Origin of the sequence: Reyranella sp. (assembly GCF_030651995.1) — a bacterium.
In the GTDB taxonomy this organism is placed as follows: domain Bacteria; phylum Pseudomonadota; class Alphaproteobacteria; order Reyranellales; family Reyranellaceae; genus Reyranella.
Genome location: NZ_JAUSBN010000021.1, coordinates 1 through 21,337 on the forward strand (window position 1 = coordinate 1; position 21,337 = coordinate 21,337).

Annotated in this window: 16 protein-coding genes; 2 read left to right on the forward strand and 14 right to left on the reverse strand. The window is 66.2% G+C overall.

The annotated features are described in order from the left end of the window. Positions 1–188: 188 nt before the first annotated feature. The 6 genes from ychF to Q7V45_RS04845 form a co-directional block, all read right to left on the reverse strand. On the reverse strand, positions 189–1,286 hold the full coding sequence (ychF, locus tag Q7V45_RS04820) for a redox-regulated ATPase YchF (protein ID WP_304847853.1): 1,098 nt from the start codon (positions 1,284–1,286) through the stop codon (positions 189–191). 3 nt (positions 1,287–1,289) lie between these two features. Next, on the reverse strand, positions 1,290–1,928 hold the full coding sequence (gene pth, locus Q7V45_RS04825) for an aminoacyl-tRNA hydrolase (RefSeq protein ID WP_304847856.1): 639 nt from the start codon (positions 1,926–1,928) through the stop codon (positions 1,290–1,292). Positions 1,929–1,955: 27 nt separating this feature from the next. Then, positions 1,956–2,669, reverse strand: coding sequence for a 50S ribosomal protein L25/general stress protein Ctc (locus tag Q7V45_RS04830; protein WP_304847859.1), 714 nt, complete (start codon positions 2,667–2,669; stop codon positions 1,956–1,958). A 75-nt stretch (positions 2,670–2,744) separates the two neighbouring features. Further along, the gene (locus Q7V45_RS04835) at positions 2,745–3,677 is read right to left on the reverse strand and encodes a ribose-phosphate pyrophosphokinase (protein ID WP_304847862.1); all 933 of its coding nucleotides are present in this window, start codon (positions 3,675–3,677) and stop codon (positions 2,745–2,747) included. Positions 3,678–3,853: 176 nt separating this feature from the next. Beyond that, entirely contained in the window at positions 3,854–5,323 is a 1,470-nt protein-coding gene (locus tag Q7V45_RS04840) for a M81 family metallopeptidase (protein WP_304847865.1), read from the reverse strand. Between the two features lie 87 nt (positions 5,324–5,410). After that, the gene (locus Q7V45_RS04845; protein WP_304847868.1) at positions 5,411–7,036 is read right to left on the reverse strand and encodes an acyl-CoA dehydrogenase family protein; all 1,626 of its coding nucleotides are present in this window, start codon (positions 7,034–7,036) and stop codon (positions 5,411–5,413) included. Between the two features lie 69 nt (positions 7,037–7,105). Here Q7V45_RS04845 and purB point away from each other — a divergent pair, with 69 nt between their 5' ends. Further along, entirely contained in the window at positions 7,106–8,515 is a 1,410-nt protein-coding gene (purB, locus tag Q7V45_RS04850) for an adenylosuccinate lyase (RefSeq protein ID WP_304847871.1), read from the forward strand. A 50-nt stretch (positions 8,516–8,565) separates the two neighbouring features. On the opposite strand, the gene Q7V45_RS04855 is transcribed toward purB, so the two are convergent. From Q7V45_RS04855 to Q7V45_RS04870, 4 genes are all read right to left on the reverse strand, one after another. Next, a complete protein-coding gene (locus Q7V45_RS04855) occupies positions 8,566–10,197 on the reverse strand; it encodes an ABC transporter ATP-binding protein (RefSeq protein ID WP_304847874.1) in 1,632 nt (543 codons plus the stop codon). Positions 10,198–10,333: 136 nt separating this feature from the next. Continuing rightward, positions 10,334–11,269 carry an ABC transporter permease gene (locus Q7V45_RS04860; RefSeq protein WP_304847877.1) on the reverse strand — a complete coding sequence of 312 codons (936 nt, stop codon included), beginning with the start codon at positions 11,267–11,269 and terminating at the stop codon, positions 10,334–10,336. Beyond that, complete coding sequence (locus Q7V45_RS04865) at positions 11,266–12,207, reverse strand: ABC transporter permease (protein WP_304847880.1); 942 nt, start codon at positions 12,205–12,207, stop codon at positions 11,266–11,268. Before Q7V45_RS04865 ends, Q7V45_RS04860 begins: the two co-directional genes overlap by 4 nt. Before the next feature lie 87 nt (positions 12,208–12,294). Next, positions 12,295–13,878 (reverse strand): ABC transporter substrate-binding protein, encoded by a 1,584-nt coding sequence (locus tag Q7V45_RS04870; protein ID WP_304847882.1) that lies wholly within the window; start codon positions 13,876–13,878, stop codon positions 12,295–12,297. 70 nt (positions 13,879–13,948) lie between these two features. On the opposite strand from Q7V45_RS04870, the gene Q7V45_RS04875 reads away from it, so the two are divergent. Continuing rightward, entirely contained in the window at positions 13,949–14,713 is a 765-nt protein-coding gene (locus Q7V45_RS04875) for a class III extradiol ring-cleavage dioxygenase (RefSeq protein WP_304847886.1), read from the forward strand. A gap of 35 nt (positions 14,714–14,748) precedes the next feature. On the opposite strand, the gene Q7V45_RS04880 is transcribed toward Q7V45_RS04875, so the two are convergent. From Q7V45_RS04880 to purL, 4 genes are all read right to left on the reverse strand, one after another. Then, positions 14,749–18,228: a Calx-beta domain-containing protein gene (locus Q7V45_RS04880; protein WP_304847889.1), complete on the reverse strand. Its 3,480-nt coding sequence runs from the start codon at positions 18,226–18,228 to the stop codon at positions 14,749–14,751. Between the two features lie 231 nt (positions 18,229–18,459). Continuing rightward, positions 18,460–18,801, reverse strand: a complete 342-nt coding sequence (gene grxD, locus Q7V45_RS04885) for a Grx4 family monothiol glutaredoxin (RefSeq protein WP_304847893.1) — start codon at positions 18,799–18,801, stop codon at positions 18,460–18,462. A 55-nt stretch (positions 18,802–18,856) separates the two neighbouring features. Beyond that, positions 18,857–19,093, reverse strand: a complete 237-nt coding sequence (locus tag Q7V45_RS04890; protein ID WP_304847896.1) for a BolA family protein — start codon at positions 19,091–19,093, stop codon at positions 18,857–18,859. A 22-nt stretch (positions 19,094–19,115) separates the two neighbouring features. Beyond that, positions 19,116–21,335: a phosphoribosylformylglycinamidine synthase subunit PurL gene (gene purL, locus Q7V45_RS04895; protein ID WP_304848142.1), complete on the reverse strand. Its 2,220-nt coding sequence runs from the start codon at positions 21,333–21,335 to the stop codon at positions 19,116–19,118. Positions 21,336–21,337 lie beyond the last annotated feature (2 nt).

The window sequence follows — 21,337 nt, forward strand, 5'->3', positions numbered from 1 at the left end:
GACTTGGCGGATCGAATGGCCGGCCTGGTGTAGCTCGGCAACCTTGCCGCGCTCTTCAAGACTGAGCTGGTCGTATTGTTCGCCCATTGCAACACCCTAAGCTGGTGTTGCACTTCGTTTGTGAATTCAGGGGGACCTTTCGCTTTCTTATCTAATCTGCGCTCGCCAATGTTTAACGCGATGACGCGTTAAACATTGAACCTGAAGTGAAACACATCGCCGTCCTTGACGGCGTATTCCTTGCCCTCGAGCCGGAGCTTGCCGGCATCGCGGGCGCCGGCCTCGCCGTTCAGCGTGACATAGTCGTCGTAGGCGATGGTTTCGGCGCGGATGAAGCCCTTCTCGAAATCGGTATGGATGACGCCGGCGGCCTGCGGCGCCGTGGCCTCGCGGCGCACCGTCCAGGCGCGGGCCTCCTTCGGGCCGACCGTAAAGAAGGTCACCAGGTCGAGCAGGGCGTAGCCCGCACGCACGACGCGCGCGAGGCCGGTTTCCTCCAGGCCGAGCGACGACAGATAGTCGCTCTGGTCCTCGGCCGGGAGCTGCGCCACCTCGGCCTCGATGGCGGCCGAGATCACGACCGACGGCATGCCGCGTGATTTCGCGAAGGCCTCGGCCTTGGCGCTGTGCACGTTGCCGGTCGCGGCCGAGCTTTCCTCGACGTTCAGCACATACATCATCGGCTTGGCGGTGATGAGCTGGAGCCGGTCAATCACCGCGCGCTCGTCGTCGGTGAGCTTGGCTTCACGGGCCGGCTTGCCGTCGCGCAGCGCCTCGAGCGCCTTCTTCACGACGGGCACTTCGGCCGCGGACTCCTTGTCGCCCCCCTTGGCCTTTTTCTCCAGGTTGGGCAGGCGCTTTTCCAGACTGTCCATGTCGGCCAGCATCAACTCGGTCTCGACGACCTCGGCGTCGCTCACCGGATCGACTTTGCCGCTCACATGCGTGACGTCGCCATCCTCGAAGCAGCGCAGCACGTGGACGATCGCATCGACCTCGCGGATGTTGCCGAGGAACTGGTTGCCCAGGCCCTCGCCGCGCGAGGCGCCCTTCACCAGGCCGGCGATGTCGACGAATTCGAGCTGGGTGTTGATGATCTTGGCCGAACCCGCGATGGCGGCGAGCTTGTCGAGCCGCGGATCGGGCACGGCGACGCGGCCGACATTGGGCTCGATGGTGCAGAACGGATAGTTGGCCGCCTGCGCCGCCTGGGTGGCGGTCAGCGCGTTGAACAGGGTCGACTTGCCGACATTGGGCAGGCCGACGATTCCGCAATTGAAACCCATGATCTACTCTTTGCTGCCCAGGCCCTTGATGTCGAGGCGGGCCGGAAGGTCGGGAGGTGGCGCGAGATGCGCCACCCGGCTCATGTATTTCTCGTCGGCCTTGGCGCCGCCTTCGATCAGCAGCGCGGCTTCCTCAGCCAGCGCGCTCAGCACCTTCGGGACCCAGCCGTCCTTCGGATCGCGCTCGTCGCGCTCGAAGTCGCGCAGCACCCAGTGCAGCACCAGGTCCTTGTGGCCGGGATGGCCAATGCCGATGCGGACGCGGCGATAGTCCTTGCCGACATGGGCGTCGATGTCGCGCAGGCCGTTGTGTCCGCCGGCCCCGCCGCCCTTCTTCATCCGCACCCGTCCGGGCGCGATGTCGAGTTCGTCGTGGAAGACGACCAGCCGGTCGAGCGGAACCTTGAGGAAGCGCACCGCCTCGCCCACGGCCTTGCTCGATTCGTTCATGAACGTCATGGGTTTCAGGACGATGACGCGCTCGCCGCCGAGATGGCCCTCGGCCACCTCGCCGTTGAAACGCGCACGCCACGGGGAGAAGACACGGCGGCGGACGATCTCGTCCACCGCCATGAATCCAACGTTGTGCCGGTGCCCCGCGTAGCGCGGCCCGGGATTGCCGAGCCCGACCAGCAGAAGCATCGACGGAGCGGAGCCTTCGCCCGCTCGTTACTTCTTCGCCGGCGCGGGGGCCTTGCCGCCCGCCGCGGGGGCCTTGCCGCCCGCGGCCGCAGCAGCACCCGCCGCCGGAGCCGCACCTGCCGCCGGCGCAGCGCCGTCGGCCGCAGCCCCTTCCGTCGCGGCCGCTTCGCGCGCCACGGTCGGCGCGGCGATCGAGGCCACGGTGGCGTTCTTGTCACGGGTCACCACGCGCGCGCTCTCGGGAATGTTGAGCGTCGACATGTGGATCGAGTGGCCGATCTCGAGACCGGTCAGGTCGACCTCGAAGAGTTCCGGAATCGAATCGGCCCGGGTGCGGATCGTGATTTCGTGCAGCACGACGTTGAGCACGCCGCCACGCTTGATGCCCGGCGAGGCCAGTTCGTTGCGGAAGCGCACGGGCACCTGCACGGTGATGATCGAGTCGGGCCCGATGCGCAGGAAGTCGAGATGCAGGGGCTTGTCCGTCACCGGATCGACCTGCACGTCGCGCGGCAGGACATCGTAGTCCGTGCCATCGACGGCGATCTTCATGCGGTGATTGAAGTAGCCCGCCTTGTGAATCTCGCGCTCGATCGTCTTCGGCTCGACGGCGATCATGACGGGAGGCTGCTTGTCGCCGTAGATCACGGCGGGAATCAGTCCTTCGCGACGGCTGGAACGGGCGCCCCCTTTGCCGGCCCGGTCCCGCATCTTCGCGACGACTTTGGTCGTCTCTGCCATTTTAACTCTCCTTGGGTTGCTCTCTCATCGCGGCGTGGCCTCCAGGGGTGCCCATCGCCGGATCTCTTGAAATTTCTAGTCGAACAGGCTCGAAACGGATGCCTCGTCGGTGATGCGCCGCATTGCCTCGGCCATCAGCGTCGCGATGCTGAGCGGCTTGATGTTGGGCGACACGCGCACCGCCTCGGTGGGCATGATCGAATCCGTGATCACCATCTTCTCGATCGGCGAGGCCGCGATGCGAGCGACCGCACCGCCCGACAGCACGCCATGGGTGATGTAGGCCGAGACCGACGTGGCGCCCTGCTCCATCAATGCGACTGCGGCATTGCAGAGCGTGCCGCCCGAATCGACGATGTCGTCGATCAGGATGCAGTCGCGGCTCTTCACGTCGCCGATCACGTTCATGACTTCGCTGATACCGGCGGCCTCGCGGCGCTTGTCGATGATGGCGAGGTCGGCATCGATGCGCTTGGCGATGGCGCGGGCACGGGCCACGCCGCCGGTGTCGGGCGACACGACGGTGAGGTTGCGGTTGCTCAGCGTCTCCTTGATGTCCTTGGAGAAGACCGGGCCGGCATAGAGATTGTCGAGCGGGATGTCGAAGAAGCCCTGGATCTGGCCGGCATGCAGGTCGAGCGTCAGAACGCGATGGGCGCCGGCATGGGTGATCAGGTTGGCGACCAGCTTGGCCGAGATCGGCGTACGCGAGCCAACCCTGCGGTCCTGGCGGGCATAGCCGTAATAGGGGATCACCGCGGTGATGCGGCGGGCGGAGCTGCGGCGCAGCGCATCGATGGTGATCAGCAGTTCCATCAGATGGTCGTTGGCCGGGAAGCTCGTCGACTGGATGACGAAAACGTCCTCGCCGCGGACGTTCTCAAGGATCTCGACGAAGATCTCATTATCGGAGAAACGGCGTATGTTCGCCTTGACCAGCGGCAAGGCTAGTTTGGCGGAAATGGCTTCGGCCAGCGGTTTATTGCTGTTGCCGGTGAGAATCTTCATGGATCGCTGCCCTCGCGCCGGGGCGGGATACCGTTAAGTCGTTGATCTAAAACGACAAAATGGCCATCCCCGGCCGCGACGGGGCGGAACATACCAATGAGTCGGAGCGCTGTAAACGCCCTGAAATATGGGTTTTCCGCCGTTCCCGACCGGCCTGCCCCTGAGCCCCGGCTGCGTCAGGCGTGCGGATTGGCGACGAACGGCCACTGCGTCTTGTCGGCCTTGGTATAGGGCAGCAGCGACCAGTCCGGCACCAGCGCGCCGGGGGCGGCGACATAGACCACTTCGCTGGCGATCGGCGCATAGGCGGCGTGGAAGTGCTGCATCGACTTCACGACCACGACCTTCTTGGTCGAGGGATCGACACCGAGCTTGGTGAAGCAGTCGAGGCTGTGGCACTGCGAGCGCGTGGAGTTGACGATCACCGTCACGCCCTCGATCTGCAGGGCCGCCGCGTCGCCGATCGGGCTGGTACCCTTGCGGGTGCCGCCGAACTGGATGAACACGTTCTTCTCGAGCTTCAGTACCCGCGCGCGCGCATCGACCGGCGTGCCGGACTGCGGCCCGAGCTTGCCGCCGAGGCGGATGTCCAGCTCGGCGCCTTCGCCCACCTCGAAGGCGAGCTTCACCGCGCCGGGATCCCAGAACATGGCGATCGCCGCGTCCTTCACCTTGCCGTCGAGCAGCGCCTTCAGCACGAAGGTCGAATCCGAGGCCGCGCCGCCGCCGGCATTGTCCGACACATCGGCCAGCACCATGGGCTTGGGCAGGTTGTGCGAGCTGACCCGTGCCATGGCGGCCTCCAGTGTCACGTAGGGCGGCTGGGTGGCCTCGCGCATGGCGAAGAACTCCTGGCCCAGCTCCCTGGCGATCTTTTCCGCCTTGGCCTTGTCGCCGTCGGTGACGGCGATGATCCGGCTGCTCATCTCCTTGATGTCCGACCACGGGAAGCCGTGGGCGACCGAGAGCGAGAGCACGCCGTCCTTGCCTTCCATCGACATCAGCTTGTCGACGAAGCCGCGCATCGGCTGGCGCGTGGTGTGGAACACGCCGATCATGCGGCAGTCCCAGGTGGCCATCACCGGCCTGGTGCGGCCCTCGATCGCGCCTTCCATGACGTTGAACAGGTCGTCGGCGCGATCCGACACGTCGACATGCGGGTATTCCTTGAACAGGACCAGCGCCGTGGCGTCGCGCATCGTGCCTTCGCCGATGTTGCAGTGGAGGTCGAGCTCGACGCCGACCGGCACGTCCGGCCCGACGACCTTGCGCACATGGGCAAGCAGGTCGCTTTCGCAGTCGTCATAGCCCTCGGCCACCATGGCGCCGTGCATCGAGAGGAACACGGCGTCGACCGGCATCGCCGCCTTCAGGTCCGCGATGATCTCGTCGCGGAACGCCTCGTAGACCTTCTTCACCGTCTTGCCGGCCGGCTGCGCGAAGGCGCAGAGGCTCTCGACCACCTGCCAGCCCTTGGCCTCGGAGCGCTTGCGCCAGACGTCGAGCGGCGCGCCGAACATCGGCACCTTGTCGCCGTAGCTGCCCTTGCGGAACAGGCAGGTCTCCTCGAACAGGCCGAGCCCCGTCGGGATCGAGGCAAAGGTATTGGTCTCCGTGCCGAGGCACGCCGTGAAGATCTTTTTCATCTGGAAATCCGGATACTCTTTGAGGGGGTGAAACGACAGGAGGGCAAGTCTACCGGCCTGCCCGAGCACGGCCAAGCGTGGGGGAGGTCACGCCGCCAGCGCGCGGTCCATCAGCACCGTTTCGCTGCCGCCGAGATCGGCGCTGCCGAACTGTGCGAAGGGCGAGCCGCCCAGCCGCGTTTCGGCGTAGAGCGCGGCGAACGGCGAACCGGCTTCGACCAGGGCCGCTACGGCGGCGATCTTGGCCAGGCTCTCGCAGACGAAGCGCGCGCGGCGCTCGGCGGCGCCGGACTTCAACGTCTGCTCCAGCGCCTGCGCCAGCGGGCCGGCCTTGAAGGCCTGGTCGGCGGTGCGCACGAGGCGCGAGAGCGTGTCGGTCGCGGCCTCGGGGTGACGACCGGCGGCGCGCAGCACGTCGAGGGCCATCACGTTGCCCGAGCCCTCCCAGATGGCGTTGAGCGGCGATTCGCGGAAGTAGCGCGCCATCGGCAGGTCCTCGGTGTAGCCGTTGCCGCCCAGGCACTCGAGCGATTCGTAGACGAGCTGCGGCGTGCTCTTGCAGACCAGGAACTTCACGGCGGGCGTGAGCAGCCTTGCGTAGGCCGCCTCGCGCGGATCGTCGGCGGCATGCTCAGCGGCGCGGATCAGGCGGAACACCAGCGCGACCTGCGCCTCGAGCTCCAGCGCCATGTCGGAGGCAACAGCGCGCATGGCCGGCTGGTCGGCCAGCCTTCGCTGGAACACCGAGCGGTTGCGGATGTGGTGGATCGCCTGGCTGAGCGCAATGCGCGACTGGCCGGCCGAGGCGATGGCGCAATCGAGGCGCGTCAGGTTCACCATCTCGATGATGGTGCGCACGCCCGCGCCCTCGGCCCCGACCCGCTCGGCCCAGGCGCCGTGGAACTCGACCTCGGAGGAGGCATTCGACTTGTTGCCGAGCTTGTCCTTCAGCCGCTGGAAGCGGATCGCGTTCTGCGAGCCGTCGGGCCGGTAACGCGGCATCAGGTAACAGGTGAGGCCGGTTTCAGCCTGGGCCAGCACGAGGAAGGCGTCGCACATCGGCGCCGACATGAACCATTTGTGGCCGCTGATCTCGGCATGGTCGCCGTGCTGGGTGGCGCTCGTGATGTTGGCGCGCACGTCGGTGCCGCCCTGGCGCTCGGTCATGCCCATGCCCAGGGTGACGCCGTTCTTCTCCCACCACGGCAGCGGGCGCGGATCGTAGGTCCGGGTCTGGATCTTGGGCAGCCACTTCGCCAGCAGTGCCGGCTCGGAGCGCAGCGCGCCGATGCAGGCATGCGTCATGGTGATCGGGCACATGTGCCCGCTCTCGGCCTGGGTCGCGAGATAGAGCCGGACGGCGCGCGCCGACATCGGCGCCGGCCGGTCGCTGCCGTCATGCGCCGAGGCGTGGATGCCGTGGCCGATGCTCTTCTTCATCAGCGCGTGATAGGCGGGATGGAATTCCACCAGGTCGAGGCGGTTGCCCTTGCCGTCCATGGTGCGCAGCCGGGGCGGGTTCTCGTTGGCCAGCCGGCCGAGGTCGAGCGTGTCGGCCGCGCCATAGCCCCGGCCGCAGGCCGACAGCGCGGCGAGGTCGAGCCCCGCCCGTGCTGCCGCCTCGGCGAGCGGCCGGTCGGCCGAGAACAGGTCGACGTCGCCGAAGGCGGGCGACTGGTTGAACGAAGCGTCTTCGAGGAAGCCGGAAGCCATGAGGCCAGTCTGAACCTGCTATCCCGTGGACGGCAAGCTGCGGCCCGCGGCCTGTGCTATGTGACCGGCATGCAGCTCGATACCCTTACCGCCGTCAGCTCCGTCGACGGCCGCTATCGCTCGACCTCCGAGGCGCTGGCCGGCCATTTCAGCGAATACGCCCTCATGAAGAGGCGCGTCCTCGTGGAGTGCGAATATCTCGCCGCCCTTTCGGAGACACCGGGCGTCGGCATTCGCCCGCTCACGGCGGCCGAGAAGGCGCTGCTGGCGGCCCTGCCGGACATCTCGGTGGAGGATGCGCGGATCATCCGCAAGTTCGAGCGCGAGGGCCATGCCGGCATCCCCGCGACCAACCACGACGTGAAGGCGGTCGAATACTTCATCAAGCTGAAGCTTAAGGATTCGAGCCTCACCGACGTGCTGGAGTGGGTGCATTTCGCGCTGACCTCGGAGGACGTGAACAGCACGGCGCACGCCCTCTGCCTGCGCGGTGCGGTGGAGGCCGTCATGCTGCCGTCGCTCGCGAAGGTCGCGACGGAGATCGAGGGGCTTGCCCGCCGGCACGCCGACACCGCCATGCTGGCGCGCACGCACGGCCAGAGCGCCACGCCCACGACCTTCGGCAAGGAGATGAACGTCTTCGCGACACGGCTCGCCCGCCAGGTCGCGACGCTCGCTCGCAACCCCATCCTGGTGAAGTGGGGCGGGCCGACGGCCAACTACAACGCCCAGACGGTGGCGCTGCCGCAGGTCGACTGGCTGGCGTTCGCGCACGCCTTCGTCGAGCGGCTGAACCTGCCGGGCGCGGCCGGCCCGCATCCGGTGCGCCTCGTGCTCAACGAGGTGACGACCCAGATCGAGCCGCACGACACGTTCGCGGAGATGTTCGATACGCTCCGCCGCATCAACACCATCCTGATCGACCTGTCGCAGGACATGTGGCGCTACATCTCCGACGGTTGGGTGACGCAGAAGCCGAAGGAGGGCGAGATCGGCTCGTCGGCGATGCCGCACAAGGTGAACCCGATCGACTTCGAGAATGCCGAGGGGAATTTCGGCGTCGCCAACGCGCTGTTCGAACATCTCTCGCGCAAGCTGCCGATCTCGCGCCTGCAACGCGACCTTTCGGACTCGACGGTCGCCCGTACCTTCGGCACCGCCTTCGCCCATGCGCTGATCGGCTACGGCGCGCTGCTGCGCGGCTTCGGCAAGGTGAGCGTGAACGAGGCGGCGCTCACGGAGGCGCTGCAGGCGCATCCCGAGGTGCTGGCCGAGGCGATCCAGACCGTGCTGCGCGTCGCCGGGGTCGAGATGCCCTACGAGAAGCTGAAGGCGCTGACGCGCGGCCGGCAGGTGACGCTGGCCGATTTCGCCACTTTCATCGATGGGCTCGAGGTTGCGCCCGAGCTGAAGGCGCAGCTGCGGACGCTGCGGCCCGAAACCTATACCGGCCTCGCCGGACTGCTGGCGAAGAAGTAGATCGCTTCAAGCTCCTCGCCCCCGTCAGGAGGCGAGGACCTGGAGTGAAATCAGGCGGCGAACTTCCCGAATTCCCAGTGGCGACCGGGAGCGGCGGCGAACAGGGCCTTGGTGTAGTCGGCCTTGGGCGAGCCGAAGACCTGCTCGGCCGAGCCGTATTCGACGACGTGTCCCTTGCTCATAACGGCGACGTAGTCGCAGATCTGCGCAGCGACGCGCAGATCGTGGGTGATGAAGAGCACGGCGAGGTTCAGACGGACGCGGATCTCGTCCAGCAGTTCCAGCACCTGCTTCTGCACCGACACGTCGAGCGCCGACACGGCCTCGTCGGCGATCAGCAGCTCGGGCTCCATGGCGAGCGCGCGGGCGATGCAGATGCGCTGGCGCTGGCCACCGGAGAACTGGTGGGGATAGCGGTCGAGCGAGTTGGGATCGAGCCGCACCGTCTCCATCAGCTTGCGCGCGCGGGCCATCGCCTCCTGGCGCCCGAGGCCGAAGTTCATCGGCCCCTCGATGATGAACTCGCCCACGGTGATGCGCGGGTTCATCGAGCGGTAGGGATCCTGGAAGACGATCTGCACGCGGCGGCGATGCGGGCGCAGCTTGCGCGCCGACATGGTCGCGATTTCGGTATCGCCGATATAGATCTTGCCCTCGGTCGGGTCGATCAGCCGGGCGATGCAGCGCGCCACGGTCGACTTGCCCGAACCGGATTCGCCCACGATGCCCAAGGTCTCGCCCCTGCGGATGTCGAGGTCGACGTCCACGGCGGCTTTCACGACACGCGCCTTCTGGAAGAAGGCGTTGCCCGTATAGATCTTGCCGAGCTTTTCGGTGCGCAGGATGGTGATGCCGTCGCGCCGCACGCCGCGATGGACGGGCGTGATCGATGGCACCGAGGAGATCAGCATCTTGGTGTAGCCCTGCACGGGCCGCGACAGGATCTGCTCGGTCGGCCCCATCTCCACCAGCTGGCCCCAGCGCAGAACGGCCACGCGATGGGCGATCTCGGCCACGACGCCGAAATCGTGGGTGATGAACAGCACGCCGGTGCCCTGGCCCTCCTGCAGCTCGGCTATGAGCTTCAGGATTTCGGCCTGGGTGGTAACGTCGAGGGCGGTGGTCGGTTCGTCGGCGATCAGCAGGACGGGATCGAGGACCAGTGCCATGGCGATCATGATGCGCTGGCGCTGGCCGCCGGAGAGCTGGTGCGGGAACGAACCATAGATGCGTTCCGGCTCGGGCAGCTTCACGCGGCCCAGGATGGCGATGATCTTGGCCTTGCGCGCCGCGGCATCGAGCTGGGTGTGCGTGCTCAGCACCTCGTCGATCTGGTCGCCGCAGGTCATGACGGGATTGAGCGCCGTCATCGGCTCCTGGAAGATCATCGACATCCGGGTGCAGCGCAGTTCGCGCAGCCTCTCCTCGCCGGCGGTCAGGATGTTCTCGCCCTCGAGCAGAATCTCGCCCGAGGTCGGCTTCAGCGCCTTGGCCAGCAGGCCCATCACCGTGAAGGCGATGACCGACTTGCCGGATCCCGACTCGCCCACGAGGCAGACGATCTCGCCGGGGTTGACGGTGAAGTTCACCTTCTCGACGGCATGGACGCGGTCGCCGCCCTTGGGCAGCGAGACGCTCAGGTTGCGGACTTCGAGGACGGGCCGTTTTACTTCGGTAGACATTACGACTTCAACTCCGTCATCCCGACCGAGGCGCGAAGCGCCGAGTGGAGGGATCTCGTTTCAACGGCAAAGGCTTCGGGCATGGGAACAAGACCCTTCGACTTCGCTGCGCTTCGCTCAGGGTGTGACCTGTCGGTCACACCTTCTTGCTCATTTTCGGGTCGAGCGTGTCGCGCAGACCGTCGCCCATGATGTTGATGGCCAGCACCGTCAAGGCAAGGAAGATGCCGGGATACAGGATGTTGTGCGGGAACACGCGGAACAGCGTGCGGCCCTCGGCCATGATGTTGCCCCAGCTCGGGATTTCCGGCGGGATGCCGATGCCCAGGAAGGACAGCGCGGCTTCCGTGAGGATCGCGGCGGCGGCGAGGAAGGTGCCCTGCACGATCAGCGGCGCCACCGTGTTGGGCAGGATGTGGCGGAACATCAGGATCCAGGTCGGCGTGCCGACCGAGATCGCGCCTTCGACGTAGGGCTCCTCGCGCACCGTCAGCACGATCGAACGCACCAGACGCACGACTCTTGGGACGTCGGGCACGACGATGGCGAAGACCACGGTTATCAGGCCGGCGCGCCAGATCGAGACGAGAGCGATCGCGAGCAATATGCCCGGAATCGCCATCAACCCATCCATGATGCGCATGATGATCCCGTCGGCCCATCGGACGTAGCCGGACACCAGGCCGATGACCATGCCGATGGCGACCGAGATGATCGACACGGCGACGCCGACGGCCAGCGAGACGCGCGCGCCGTAGAGGACGCGGCTGTAGACGTCGCGGCCCAGGCTGTCGGTGCCCATGATGGCGACCCGCTTGACCGTCGTCCCGTCGTCGAGACGGTAAGTGATCTCGGTACCCGGTTTCTTGTTGCGCGACGCCGGGTCGATGCGGGTCGGGTCCACGGTGCCGAGGAACGGCGCCAGGATGGCGATCACCAGCATCGTGAGCAGGATGACGCCGCCGAAGATCACGTTCGGGTTGCGGATAGCAACGAGCCAGAGGCTCTTGCGCTTGGTCGACGCCGCCGCAATGGAGGCGGAGTCGACGACTTCTTCGGTGATCGAGCTCAATACCGGATCCTCGGGTCGAACAGGGTGTAGCTGATGTCGATGAGCAGGTTGATCACGACATAGACGACGGAGAAGAGAAGAATGACGGTCTGGATGGTCGGGAAGTCGCGGCTCAGCACCGCTTCGACCGTGAGTCGGCCGAGACCGGGCAGACCGAAGACGCTTTCCGTGACCACCGCGCCGCCGATCAGGATGGCGATGCCGAGGCCGATGACGGTGAGGATCGGCACGGCAGCGTTACGCAGCGCATGGCGCATCAGCACCACGCGGTTGGACAGGCCCTTGGCGCGGGCGGTGCGGATGTAATCCTCGTTCAGCACCTCGAGCACCGAGGCGCGCGTGATGCGCGAGATCAGCGCCACGAAGCCGACCGACAGCGTGAGCGACGGCAGGACCATGCGTTCGGCGAACTGCCAGAAGTTGACGCCGATGCGGACATAGCCCTGCACCGGCAGCCAGCCCAGCTCGATGGCGAAGACGTAGATCAGGCAGTAGCCGATCACGAAACCCGGCACCGAGAAGCCCAGCACCGAGAAGCCCATCACCGCCTTGTCGATCAGGGAGCCCTGGCGGTAGGCGGCCATGACGCCGATCGGCACCGAAATGCTGACGGCGAAGACCAGGGTGCAGATCGCCAGCGCAAGCGTCGGCTCGACGCGCTGGGCGATCAGCTCGGCGACCGTCTTCTTGAAGAAGAAGCTCTCGCCGAAATTGCCCTGCAGGACATTGCCGATCCAGATGGCGAACTGCGTCCAGATCGGCTCGTCGAGGCCGAGCTTGGTGCGGATGTCCGCAATCTGGTCCGAAGTGGCGTTGTCGCCGGCGATGACCGCGGCGGGATCGCCCGGCGTCAGTCGCAGCATGAGGAAGACGAAGACAGCCACCACCCCCAATACGGGGACGATGGCTATGAGACGACGGGCGATAAAGTCGAGCATTTTCCCTCTACGTGTCACCCGGGCAGAGCGAGAGATCCTTCACTCTGCCCAGGATGACAACGCGACCGCCGGATGGCGGCCCCGCTGTCACTTCTTCTCGATGTTCCACATCACCGGCACCGGCGCCTTCAGCCAGCCCGAGATATTGGAGCGCATGGCGCCGGGTCCGTACCATTGGCCGACCCAGCCATACTGCGCCGTTTGCAAGGCCCGGGCCTGAACGGCGGCCGCGAGCTCCTTGTTCTTCACCGGATCGGTTTCCTTGGCGTAGGCGTCGCGCAGCTTTTCCATCTCCGGATCGTTCGGCCAGCCGAACCACGCCTTGTCGCCGTTCGCGACCATGTAGGAGGTCGAAATCGGGTTCAGGATGTCCGCCGCCACCGAGAATGTGTGGAAGAGATTCCAGCCGCCCTGACTCACGGGACCCTTGTTGGTTCGACGCGTGACGACGGTTTGCCAGTCCATCGACTGCATGTCGACCTTGAAGCCACCCTGTTCGAGCAGCGCCTTTGTCACAGGGGCCATGTTGGTGAGAACCGGCAGGGTGGTCGACTGCAGCAGCACGATCGGCGTGCCGTCGTAGCCCGCTTCCTTCAGCAGCGCCTTCGACTTCTCGAAGTTCGGCTTCACGAACAGGTCGCCCGGCGCATTGACGGCGTTGGGCGTGCCGCAGATGAACGCGGCCGTGCAGACCTTGTAGAACTCCGGCTCGCCGACGGTCGCCTTGAGATAGTCCTCCTGGCGGATGCTGAGCAGAGCGGCTTCGCGGATCTTCGCATTGTTGAACGGCGGCTGGAGCCAGTTCATGCGGAAGATGAACTGGTGACCGAGCGGGTTCCAGTTGTAGAGCGTGACACCCTTTTCCTTCCTGAGGAGCGGGATCAGGTCGTGCGGCGGCTGCTCGATGACGTCGATCTCGCCCGCGGCGATGGCGTTCACCTGCTGCTGCGGATCGGGCATCTCGATGATCTCGACGCGATCGACCTTGACCACCTTGCCGCCGGCGAGGCCCGAGGCCGGCTCGGCGCGCGGCTTGTACTTGGTGTTCTTGACGTAGACGACCTTCTCGCCGGGCTTCCACTCGTCCTTCTTGAAGATGAACGGGCCGGAGCCGGTGTAGTCGTCGATCTGCTTGAACGGGTCGGTCTCGGCGACGCGCTTGGGCATCATGAAGGGCACGGTGGAAGACGGCTTGCCCAGCGCGTCGAGGACGAGGCCGAACGGCTCCTTGAAGACGATCTGGAAGGTCTTGGCGTCGATTGCCTTCATCGTGCCGACCGAGGCCATCATCTGCTGACCCAGCGAGTCGCGTGCGCCCCAGCGCTTGATCGAGGCGACGCAGTCCTCGGCGGTGACGGGCTGGCCGTCATGCCATTCGAGGCCGTCGCGCAACGTGAAGGTCCAGCTCAGCTTGTCGGCCGAGGCCTCGTACTTGTCGACCATCTGCGGCTGGATGCGAGAATCGGCATCCTGGGCGAACAGGGTGTCGTAGATCATGTAGCCGTGGTTTCGGGTGATGAAGGCGGTCGTCCAGATCGGGTCCAGGACCTTCAGATCGGAATGGGCGACCATCTTCAGGGTCTGCGCCGACGCCGGGGCAGCAACCGCCGCCACTGCCGTCGACAGGGCCAGACAGGCCGCAGCCTGTCGCAATCTCCGCATAACGTGCATGATTTAATACTTCCCTTTTCCAACACCCAACTTCAGACAAGCTGCCACGAGCCGGACGAGGAATAAAGCAATGTCGATGCCGACCATCTTCGTGTCCCACGGAGCGCCGACGCTGATTCTCGGCGACGCGCCCGCGCGGAGCTTCCTGGCCGGGCTCGGCCGGCAGCTTCCGCGCCCGGCCGGCATCGTCGCGGTGTCGGCGCACTGGGACACAGACGTGCCGGCTGTATCGATAGTCCGCCGGCCGGACACGATCCACGACTTCTACGGCTTCCCCGACGCGCTCTACAAGCTGCGCTATGACGCGCCCGGCGCGCCGGCTCTTGCCGAGAAGGTGGCCAAGCTCACGGGCGCCGCGCACGACCATCACCGAGGCCTCGATCATGGCGCCTGGGTGCCGGCGATGCTGGGGTGGCCCGAGGCCGACATCCCGATCTTCCAGCTTTCGGTGCAACCGGCCCTCGGTCCGGCGCATCACATCGCGCTCGGACGCAAGCTCGTCGCGCTGCGTGAAGAGGGTGTCCTGGTGATGGGCAGCGGCAGCGCCATCCACAATCTGCGCGCGCTGATCCGCAGCGGGGACCCGTCGGAGCCCGAGCCCTGGGCGCAGGCCTTCGACGACTGGCTGGCCGATACGCTGGAGAAGGGCGACGAGGCGTCGCTTGCCGACTATCGCGCGCGCGCGCCCTATGCCCGGGAAGCCCACCCGACCGACGAGCACCTCCTGCCGCTGCACGTCGCCTACGGTGCCGCTGGCGAGGGCGCCCGCGGGCGGGCACTGCATCGCAGCTTCACCCTGGGCAATCTCTCGATGGCCGCTTACGCGTTCGGGTAGGGGCGTCCAGCGCCCGGCGGCACGTTCCTTCAGCCTCAGATCATGAGGTCGTAATCGTGCGCCGCATGTGCGGTGCTCAAGGCTGCGGTCCACTCCGAGACGGCGCTGGCATCCTTGGCCGCGATGTTCATCAGGGAGAGTTCCGCGAGCGAGACGTCGGTCAGTTTGTAGGTCTGGTTGTTGCCCTCGATGGTGATGACGGTCGAGCCGTTCGCTTCGGCGATGGAGAAATGGTCCTTGGCCATCCAGCCGAAGTCGAGGGTGTCGAGGGCGGTGTCGAAATCGATCGCCGTGTTGCTGCCCCAGGCCCAGGTGATCGCGAACGTATCGGCCTTCCCGTTGCCGACATGGCCCTGGTCCGGCGCACGATCGTCATTGACGATGGTGCCGATGGCGGTGGCGTCGGCGAGGGAGGCGCCGCTCGCGTTGGAGAGCGTGACCGCGAAGGTCTCGTTCCCCTCGAACACGGTGTCACCGCTGATATCCACATGCACCGTCTTCGAGGTTTCGCCCGCCGTGAAGGTGAGGGTTCCGTTGGTGGCCACATAGTCCGAGCCGGCGGTCGCCGTGCCGTCTGCGGTGGAATAGGCCACCGTCACCGGCCCTGCGGCGGCCTTGTCGAGCGTCACGGTGAACATGAAGTGGGCATGCTCGCCATTGCCCTCGGCGACCGCGAGATCGGCGATGGAGAGGGCCGGCAGGACCGGGGCGCCGTCGTCGTCGATGATGGTGCCGATGGCGGTGCCGTCGGCGATCGTGGCGCCGGCGGGGCTGGAGAGGTTGACCTTGAAGGTCTCGTTGCTCTCGGCCAGCACGTCGCCCTTGATGTCCACGTGGACCATCTTGGAAGTCTCGCCGGCGGCAAAGGTGACGGTGCCGCTGGAGGCGACGTAGTCCTTGCCGGCCTTGGCCGTGCCGTTTGCGGTGGAATAGGCCACCGTTACCGGCCCGTCGACAGCCTTGTCGAGCGTCACCACGAACATGAAATGGGCATGGCCGCCATTGCCTTCCACCACCGAGAGGTCGGCGATGGAGAGCGCGGGAAGCGCTCCGCCCTCGTTCCCGGTCGCGCCGTCGGTCGCCCCCGACGCCCCCGCCACCGTGCCTCCGCCGGCAATCGGCAGGTTGAAGTCGACGATCTGGGCGTTGGAAACCTGGCCCAGGCCGATCTTGCCGGACAGGTCGTCCTCGCGGACCTGGGTGAAGGTGAACTCGAAATTGGCCGCGGAGAGGTCGGCCCGGGTGACGCCGAGCAGGATGAGCTTCTGGCCCGTGCTGAGATCCGCGATGACCACGCCTTCGTTGCTGTCGGTCATCGAGAGGTTTTCGCGGCTGCCATAGAATTTGAAGCTCACCACGTCGGTCGCGGGATCGAAGGCGACCCGGTCCACCTGTCCTACTTCATGAGAGCGCATATAGACGGTGTCGGCGGCGAGCACCGGTCCGTTCTCCCAGGCGAGCGCGCCGCTCAGCGCCTCGCGCAAGTGATCGTTGTCGATGAACCGGAAGTTCTCCACCGAGAGATCGGCGAGGCGGACACCCTGCACGATCACCGTCTCGCCGCTCCAGGGGCTCCTGAAGCCGAAGCCCTGGGGCGTATCGATGACGATGAAGGAATGGATGTTGGCGTTGCCGAGGTCGATCCTGTCCACCGCCGGATCTAAGCCGACGATATCGGCGCCGCTCACGGAGTTGATGAGCCAGACTTTGCCGGTACCATTGCCCGGATCCTGCTGCGTGTCGTCGTCGGTGATCTGGCCCACCGCCGTGGCGTCGGCGATGGTCGCGCCGCTGGCGCCAGAGAGAGTGAGCGAGAAGGTTTCAGTCGCCTCCACCGCGGTGTCGCCGTTGACGACCACATGCACCATTTTCGAGGTCTCGCCGACCGCGAAGGTCAGTGTTCCGGTGAGCGCGGCATAGTCGGATCCCGCGGTCGCCGTCCCGTTGGCGGTGGCATAGTTCACCGTCACGGGGCTGGTCGCCGCCTTGTCGAGCGTGACGACGAACATCAGCTCGGCGGTGCCCGAATCGCCCTCGCGCATGGCGACATCGCCGACCGAGAGCGCGGGCAGTTTGGCCGCTGCGTCGTCGTTGGTGACGGTGCCGGTTGCCGGGCCGTCGGCGATGGTCGCGCCGGCGGCATTGGCGAGGCGGACGGTGAAGGTCTCATTGCCCTCCGCCACCTTGTCGCCCTTGACCTTGACCTGGATGGTCTTCGACGTTTCCCCCGCCGCGAAGGTGAGGTTGCCGCTCGCGGCAACATAGTCGCTGCCGGATGTGGCGGTGCCGTCGGCCGTGGAATAGGCGACCGTGACCGGGCCGGCTGCCGCCGCGGACAGGGTCACGGTGAAGGTCATGAGCCTGGTGCCGGAATTGCCCTCCTTCAGCGACACGTCGGCAATGGACAGGCTGGGCATTGCCGGCTCCGCCGTGTCGAAGGCCGCGACCCATTCCTGGACCGTGCTCGCGTCCTTCGCGCGGATATTGTCCATGCTCAGCTCGGCGAGCGTCACGCCATCGAGCCTGTAGGTCTGGTTGTTGCCGGTGATGGTGATGACGACCGAGCCGCCCACCTCGGCGATGGAGAAATTGTCCTTCTGGAACCAGCCGAAATCGAGCACGTCGAGGTCGGGGTCGAAGGCGAGGACCGTATTGGCGCCCCACATCCAGCTGACGGTGGTCACGGTGGCCGTGCCGTCGCCCCCGGTCTGGCCGTCGCCCCCTGTCTCTCCGCCGGTTGAGCCGCCCGTCGAGCCGCCGTCCGCCTGGGTGCCGTCCCAGCCTGCATAGTCGGAGACGGTGCCGTCATCGTTGAAGTCGTCGTGCCACAGCTCCTCGGCGAGGGAGAGTGTTTTGCCGGCTAGATGGGCGGCGACGAGGGTCGAATAGCTCGGCGTGTCGTAGGCCCCGAACTGCTGGATGTACTTGAGGATGGAGGTGCCGTATTCGTCGGCCGAGGCGCTGCCATTGTTGAGAAGGTCCAGCGTGCCCCAGGCCCCCCGCAGATGGGCGGCGGCAAGAATGCCTGTAAGGGTGAGCGTGACGGTGACGCTCTGCCCGGTGGTGTCCACATAGGTGCGCTGGCTGCCGATCAGCGCGTCGAGGCTGGTGCCCTTGGCCTCGAGCCCGCTCTCGATGACGTTGAGGTTGTAACCGAAGGCGTCGAGGATGATGGCTTCCTGGATGTCGGTCTTGAGCGTGGCGAAGCTGTCGACGCCGTTCTTGCCGGTGAAACGGCCGGTCCACAGGTTGCCCGTATTGTCCAGATAGTAGCCGAGGTCGATGAGCAGCGGCTCGCCGAATTGATAGCCGACGAAGCCCAGCGAATTCACGGAAGTGTACTGCATGTCACGCCAGGAGAGCTGGCCGGCCTGATAGGCGTTCCAGTTGGCATCGCCCACCCAGCTGCGGATTTGGCCCTCGGTGATCTGCCCCGAGAGATAGCGGTCGTAGTCGACACCGGATTCGAAGGCCCGCAGCGCGTTCAGAAAGTCCGTGAAAGTCCCGTTCGACATGACAGCCCCCTTCCGACCTCAACGCAGGTACCGACCTCGCAGTATCGTCGATATCCGTGTGTGGTACTCCAATACCATAACCGTTCGATGTCGGACGGTTCCAAGGCCTCAATCAGGCTGTGATATTCGAGTGGCTCAAGGGAGAGCGCACCGCTGGAGGGGCGCGCTCGAACGAAAACGGGGGCGCCTGAGCACCCCCGTTTCGACAAGATCAGAACTGTGCGGAAGGTGTTACGCGGCTTCCGCCAGCGCCACGCCCTTTTCCTTGAGGACCTGCTCGAGCTCGCCGGTCTCGAACATCTCGCGGATGATGTCGCAGCCGCCGATGAACTCGCCCTTGACGTAGAGCTGAGGAATCGTCGGCCACTGGCTGAAGTTCTTGATGCCTTCCCGCAGTTCCGGGTCGACGAGGATGTTGATGCCGTGGAATTTCACGCCGAGCTGGCTCAGCACGTCGACCACCGCGGCCGAGAAGCCGCACTGGGGAAATACGGGCGTGCCCTTCATGAACAGCAGAACGTCGTTCTTTCCGATCTCGTCGCGGATACGCTCGAACACCTGGGGTTCGCTCATGATCGATCTCCGTGGAGCGCCACCGGGGGCGCGGGGTTGTCCGAATATAGGGCGTTCAGGGCCTGTGCGCCATGGTGGTCAGCTTCAGCGCGTGGAGAACGCCCCCCATACGGCCGCCCAGGGCACCATAGACCATCTGGTGCTGCTGGATCTTGGATTTGCCCACGAAGGCGGGGGAAATCACCGTGGCGGCATAGTGGTCGCCATCGCCGGCGAGGTCCTGGATCTCGACCTCGGCGTCGGGGATGCCTTCCTTGATCAGGCGGATGATGTCGTCGGCGTGCATCGGCATGGGACGATCCTTCTCGTTGGCCTCAGGCGGCGCTGTTCATGTAGCCGGGGAGCCAGTTCTCGTGGGCGTCCCGCAGCTCCTGGAGCGGCAGGGTGAGCAGCCTGTCGACCGTGATGTCGGGCCCCCCGGAATAGCCCAGCAGCACGGCGGGGACGCCGGCCTTGCGGGCGGCCTCGACGAGGGCGGGACCGTCGTCGGTGGCGATCAGGTAGCGGCCCTGGTCCTCGCCATAGAGATAGGCGTGGGGCGCGACGTCGGTCGCCGGCAGCTTGATGCAGGCGCCAGTGCCGCCCGACAGGCACATTTCGGCAAGCGCCACGAGCAGGCCGCCGTCGGAGAGGTCGTGGCAGGCATGGACGCGACGTCCGACGATCTCGCCGCGCACGAAGTCGCCGTTGCGGCGCTCGACGGCGAGATCGACCGGCGGCGGCGCGCCTTCCTCCCGGCCGTGCAGCTCGCGAAGGTAGATCGATTGGCCGAGCCAGCCCTTCGTCTCGCCGATCAGCACCAGGGCGAGACCCGACTGGACGAGGCGCGAGCCCGCCGAGGTGGCGATGTCGTCGATCACGCCCACCGCGCCGATGGTCGGGGTCGGCAGGATCGGCCGACCCTCGGTCTCGTTGTAGAGCGAGACGTTGCCCGACACGACCGGGAAATCCAGCGCGATGCAGGCTTCCGCCATGCCCATGATGGCGCCGGCGAACTGGCCCATGATCTCGGGCTTCTGAGGGTTGCCGAAGTTCATGTTGTCGGTCACGGCGAGCGGCCGGGCGCCGACCGCGGTGATGTTGCGCCACGCCTCGGCCACGGCCTGGCGGCCGCCGGTCTCCGGATGGGCCTGCACGTAGCGCGGCGTGCAGTCCGACGTCATGGCGAGCCCCTTGTGGCTTGCAGCCTTGGGCGCACCGGGCACGCGGACCAGCGCGGCGTCGCCGCCCTGCGGGCGGATCGCGGTGTTGCCCATGATGAGATGGTCGTACTGGTGCCAGATCCATGCCTTGCTGGCGAGATCGGGACAGCTCATCAGGGTGAGCAGCGAGGCCTTCCAGTCCGTCGGCGCAGGAACCTTCGACGCCTCCAGTTCCGGGGGCAAAGGCGTCAGGGTCCACGGCCGCTCGTACATCGGCGCTTCGGTGACCAGCGGTGGGATCGGGATGTTGCCCACCACGTCGCCGTGCCAGGTCAGCACCATGCGCTCGGTATCGGTCAGGTGGCCGATTACGGCGAAGTCCAGTTCCCACTTCTCGAAGATCTTGCGCGCCTCGTCCTCGCGGCCGGGCTTCAGCACGATCAGCATGCGCTCCTGGCTCTCCGACAGCATGAGCTCGTAGGGATTCATGCCGGTCTCGCGCATCGGCACCTTGTCGAGTTCCATGACGAGGCCCAGCCCGCCCTTGGCCGCCATCTCGAACGAGGAGGAGGTGAGGCCGGCCGCGCCCATGTCCTGGATGGCGATGATGGCGTCGGTTGCCATCAGTTCGAGGCAGGCTTCCAGCAGCAGCTTCTCGACGAACGGATCGCCGACCTGCACCGTCGGCCGCTTGCTCTCGCTATCCTCGTTGAACTCGGTCGACGACATGGTGGCGCCGTGGATGCCGTCGCGGCCGGTCTTCGAGCCGACATAGACCATCGGATTGCCGATGCCGGCGGCGGCCGCATAGAAGATCTTGTCGGTGGCGGCGACGCCCACGGTCATGGCGTTGACCAGGATGTTGCCGTTGTAGGCGGCATGGAAGTTGGTCTCGCCGCCCACGGTGGGAATGCCCATGCAGTTGCCGTAGCCCGCGATGCCGGCCACCACGCCCGACACGAGGTGGCGCGTCTTGGCATGCTTCGGGTCGCCGAAGCGCAGCGCGTTGAGATTGGCCACCGGCCGCGCGCCCATCGTGAAGACGTCGCGCAGGATGCCGCCCACGCCCGTCGCCGCGCCCTGGTAGGGCTCGATGTAGGAGGGGTGGTTGTGGCTCTCCATCTTGAAGATGGCGGCCTGGCCGTCGCCGATGTCGATGACGCCGGCATTCTCGCCCGGGCCCTGGATGACCCAGGGCGCCTTGGTCGGCAGCTTCTTCAGCCAGACTTTCGAGGACTTGTAGGAGCAGTGCTCGCTCCACATGGCCGAGAAGATGCCGAGCTCGACCATCGTGGGCGTGCGGCCCATGATCTTGAGCAGGCGCTCGTACTCGTCCGGCGCCAGACCGTGCTCGGCCACGACCTGCGGGGTGATCTCCGGCTCGTTCGGCAGCT

Coding starts and splice junctions, on each gene's coding strand:
- Q7V45_RS04855 (WP_304847874.1), bottom strand. CDS start 10,197: ATGTCTACCGAAGTAAAACGGCCCGTCCTCGAAGTCCGCAACCTGAGC.
- ychF (WP_304847853.1), bottom strand. CDS start 1,286: ATGGGTTTCAATTGCGGAATCGTCGGCCTGCCCAATGTCGGCAAGTCG.
- Q7V45_RS04840 (WP_304847865.1), bottom strand. CDS start 5,323: ATGAAAAAGATCTTCACGGCGTGCCTCGGCACGGAGACCAATACCTTT.
- purB (WP_304847871.1), top strand. CDS start 7,106: ATGCAGCTCGATACCCTTACCGCCGTCAGCTCCGTCGACGGCCGCTAT.
- Q7V45_RS04870 (WP_304847882.1), bottom strand. CDS start 13,878: ATGCACGTTATGCGGAGATTGCGACAGGCTGCGGCCTGTCTGGCCCTG.
- grxD (WP_304847893.1), bottom strand. CDS start 18,801: ATGAGCGAACCCCAGGTGTTCGAGCGTATCCGCGACGAGATCGGAAAG.
- Q7V45_RS04890 (WP_304847896.1), bottom strand. CDS start 19,093: ATGCCGATGCACGCCGACGACATCATCCGCCTGATCAAGGAAGGCATC.
- Q7V45_RS04875 (WP_304847886.1), top strand. CDS start 13,949: ATGTCGATGCCGACCATCTTCGTGTCCCACGGAGCGCCGACGCTGATT.
- Q7V45_RS04845 (WP_304847868.1), bottom strand. CDS start 7,036: ATGGCTTCCGGCTTCCTCGAAGACGCTTCGTTCAACCAGTCGCCCGCC.
- Q7V45_RS04835 (WP_304847862.1), bottom strand. CDS start 3,677: ATGAAGATTCTCACCGGCAACAGCAATAAACCGCTGGCCGAAGCCATT.
- pth (WP_304847856.1), bottom strand. CDS start 1,928: ATGCTTCTGCTGGTCGGGCTCGGCAATCCCGGGCCGCGCTACGCGGGG.
- Q7V45_RS04880 (WP_304847889.1), bottom strand. CDS start 18,228: ATGTCGAACGGGACTTTCACGGACTTTCTGAACGCGCTGCGGGCCTTC.
- Q7V45_RS04830 (WP_304847859.1), bottom strand. CDS start 2,669: ATGGCAGAGACGACCAAAGTCGTCGCGAAGATGCGGGACCGGGCCGGC.
- Q7V45_RS04865 (WP_304847880.1), bottom strand. CDS start 12,207: ATGCTCGACTTTATCGCCCGTCGTCTCATAGCCATCGTCCCCGTATTG.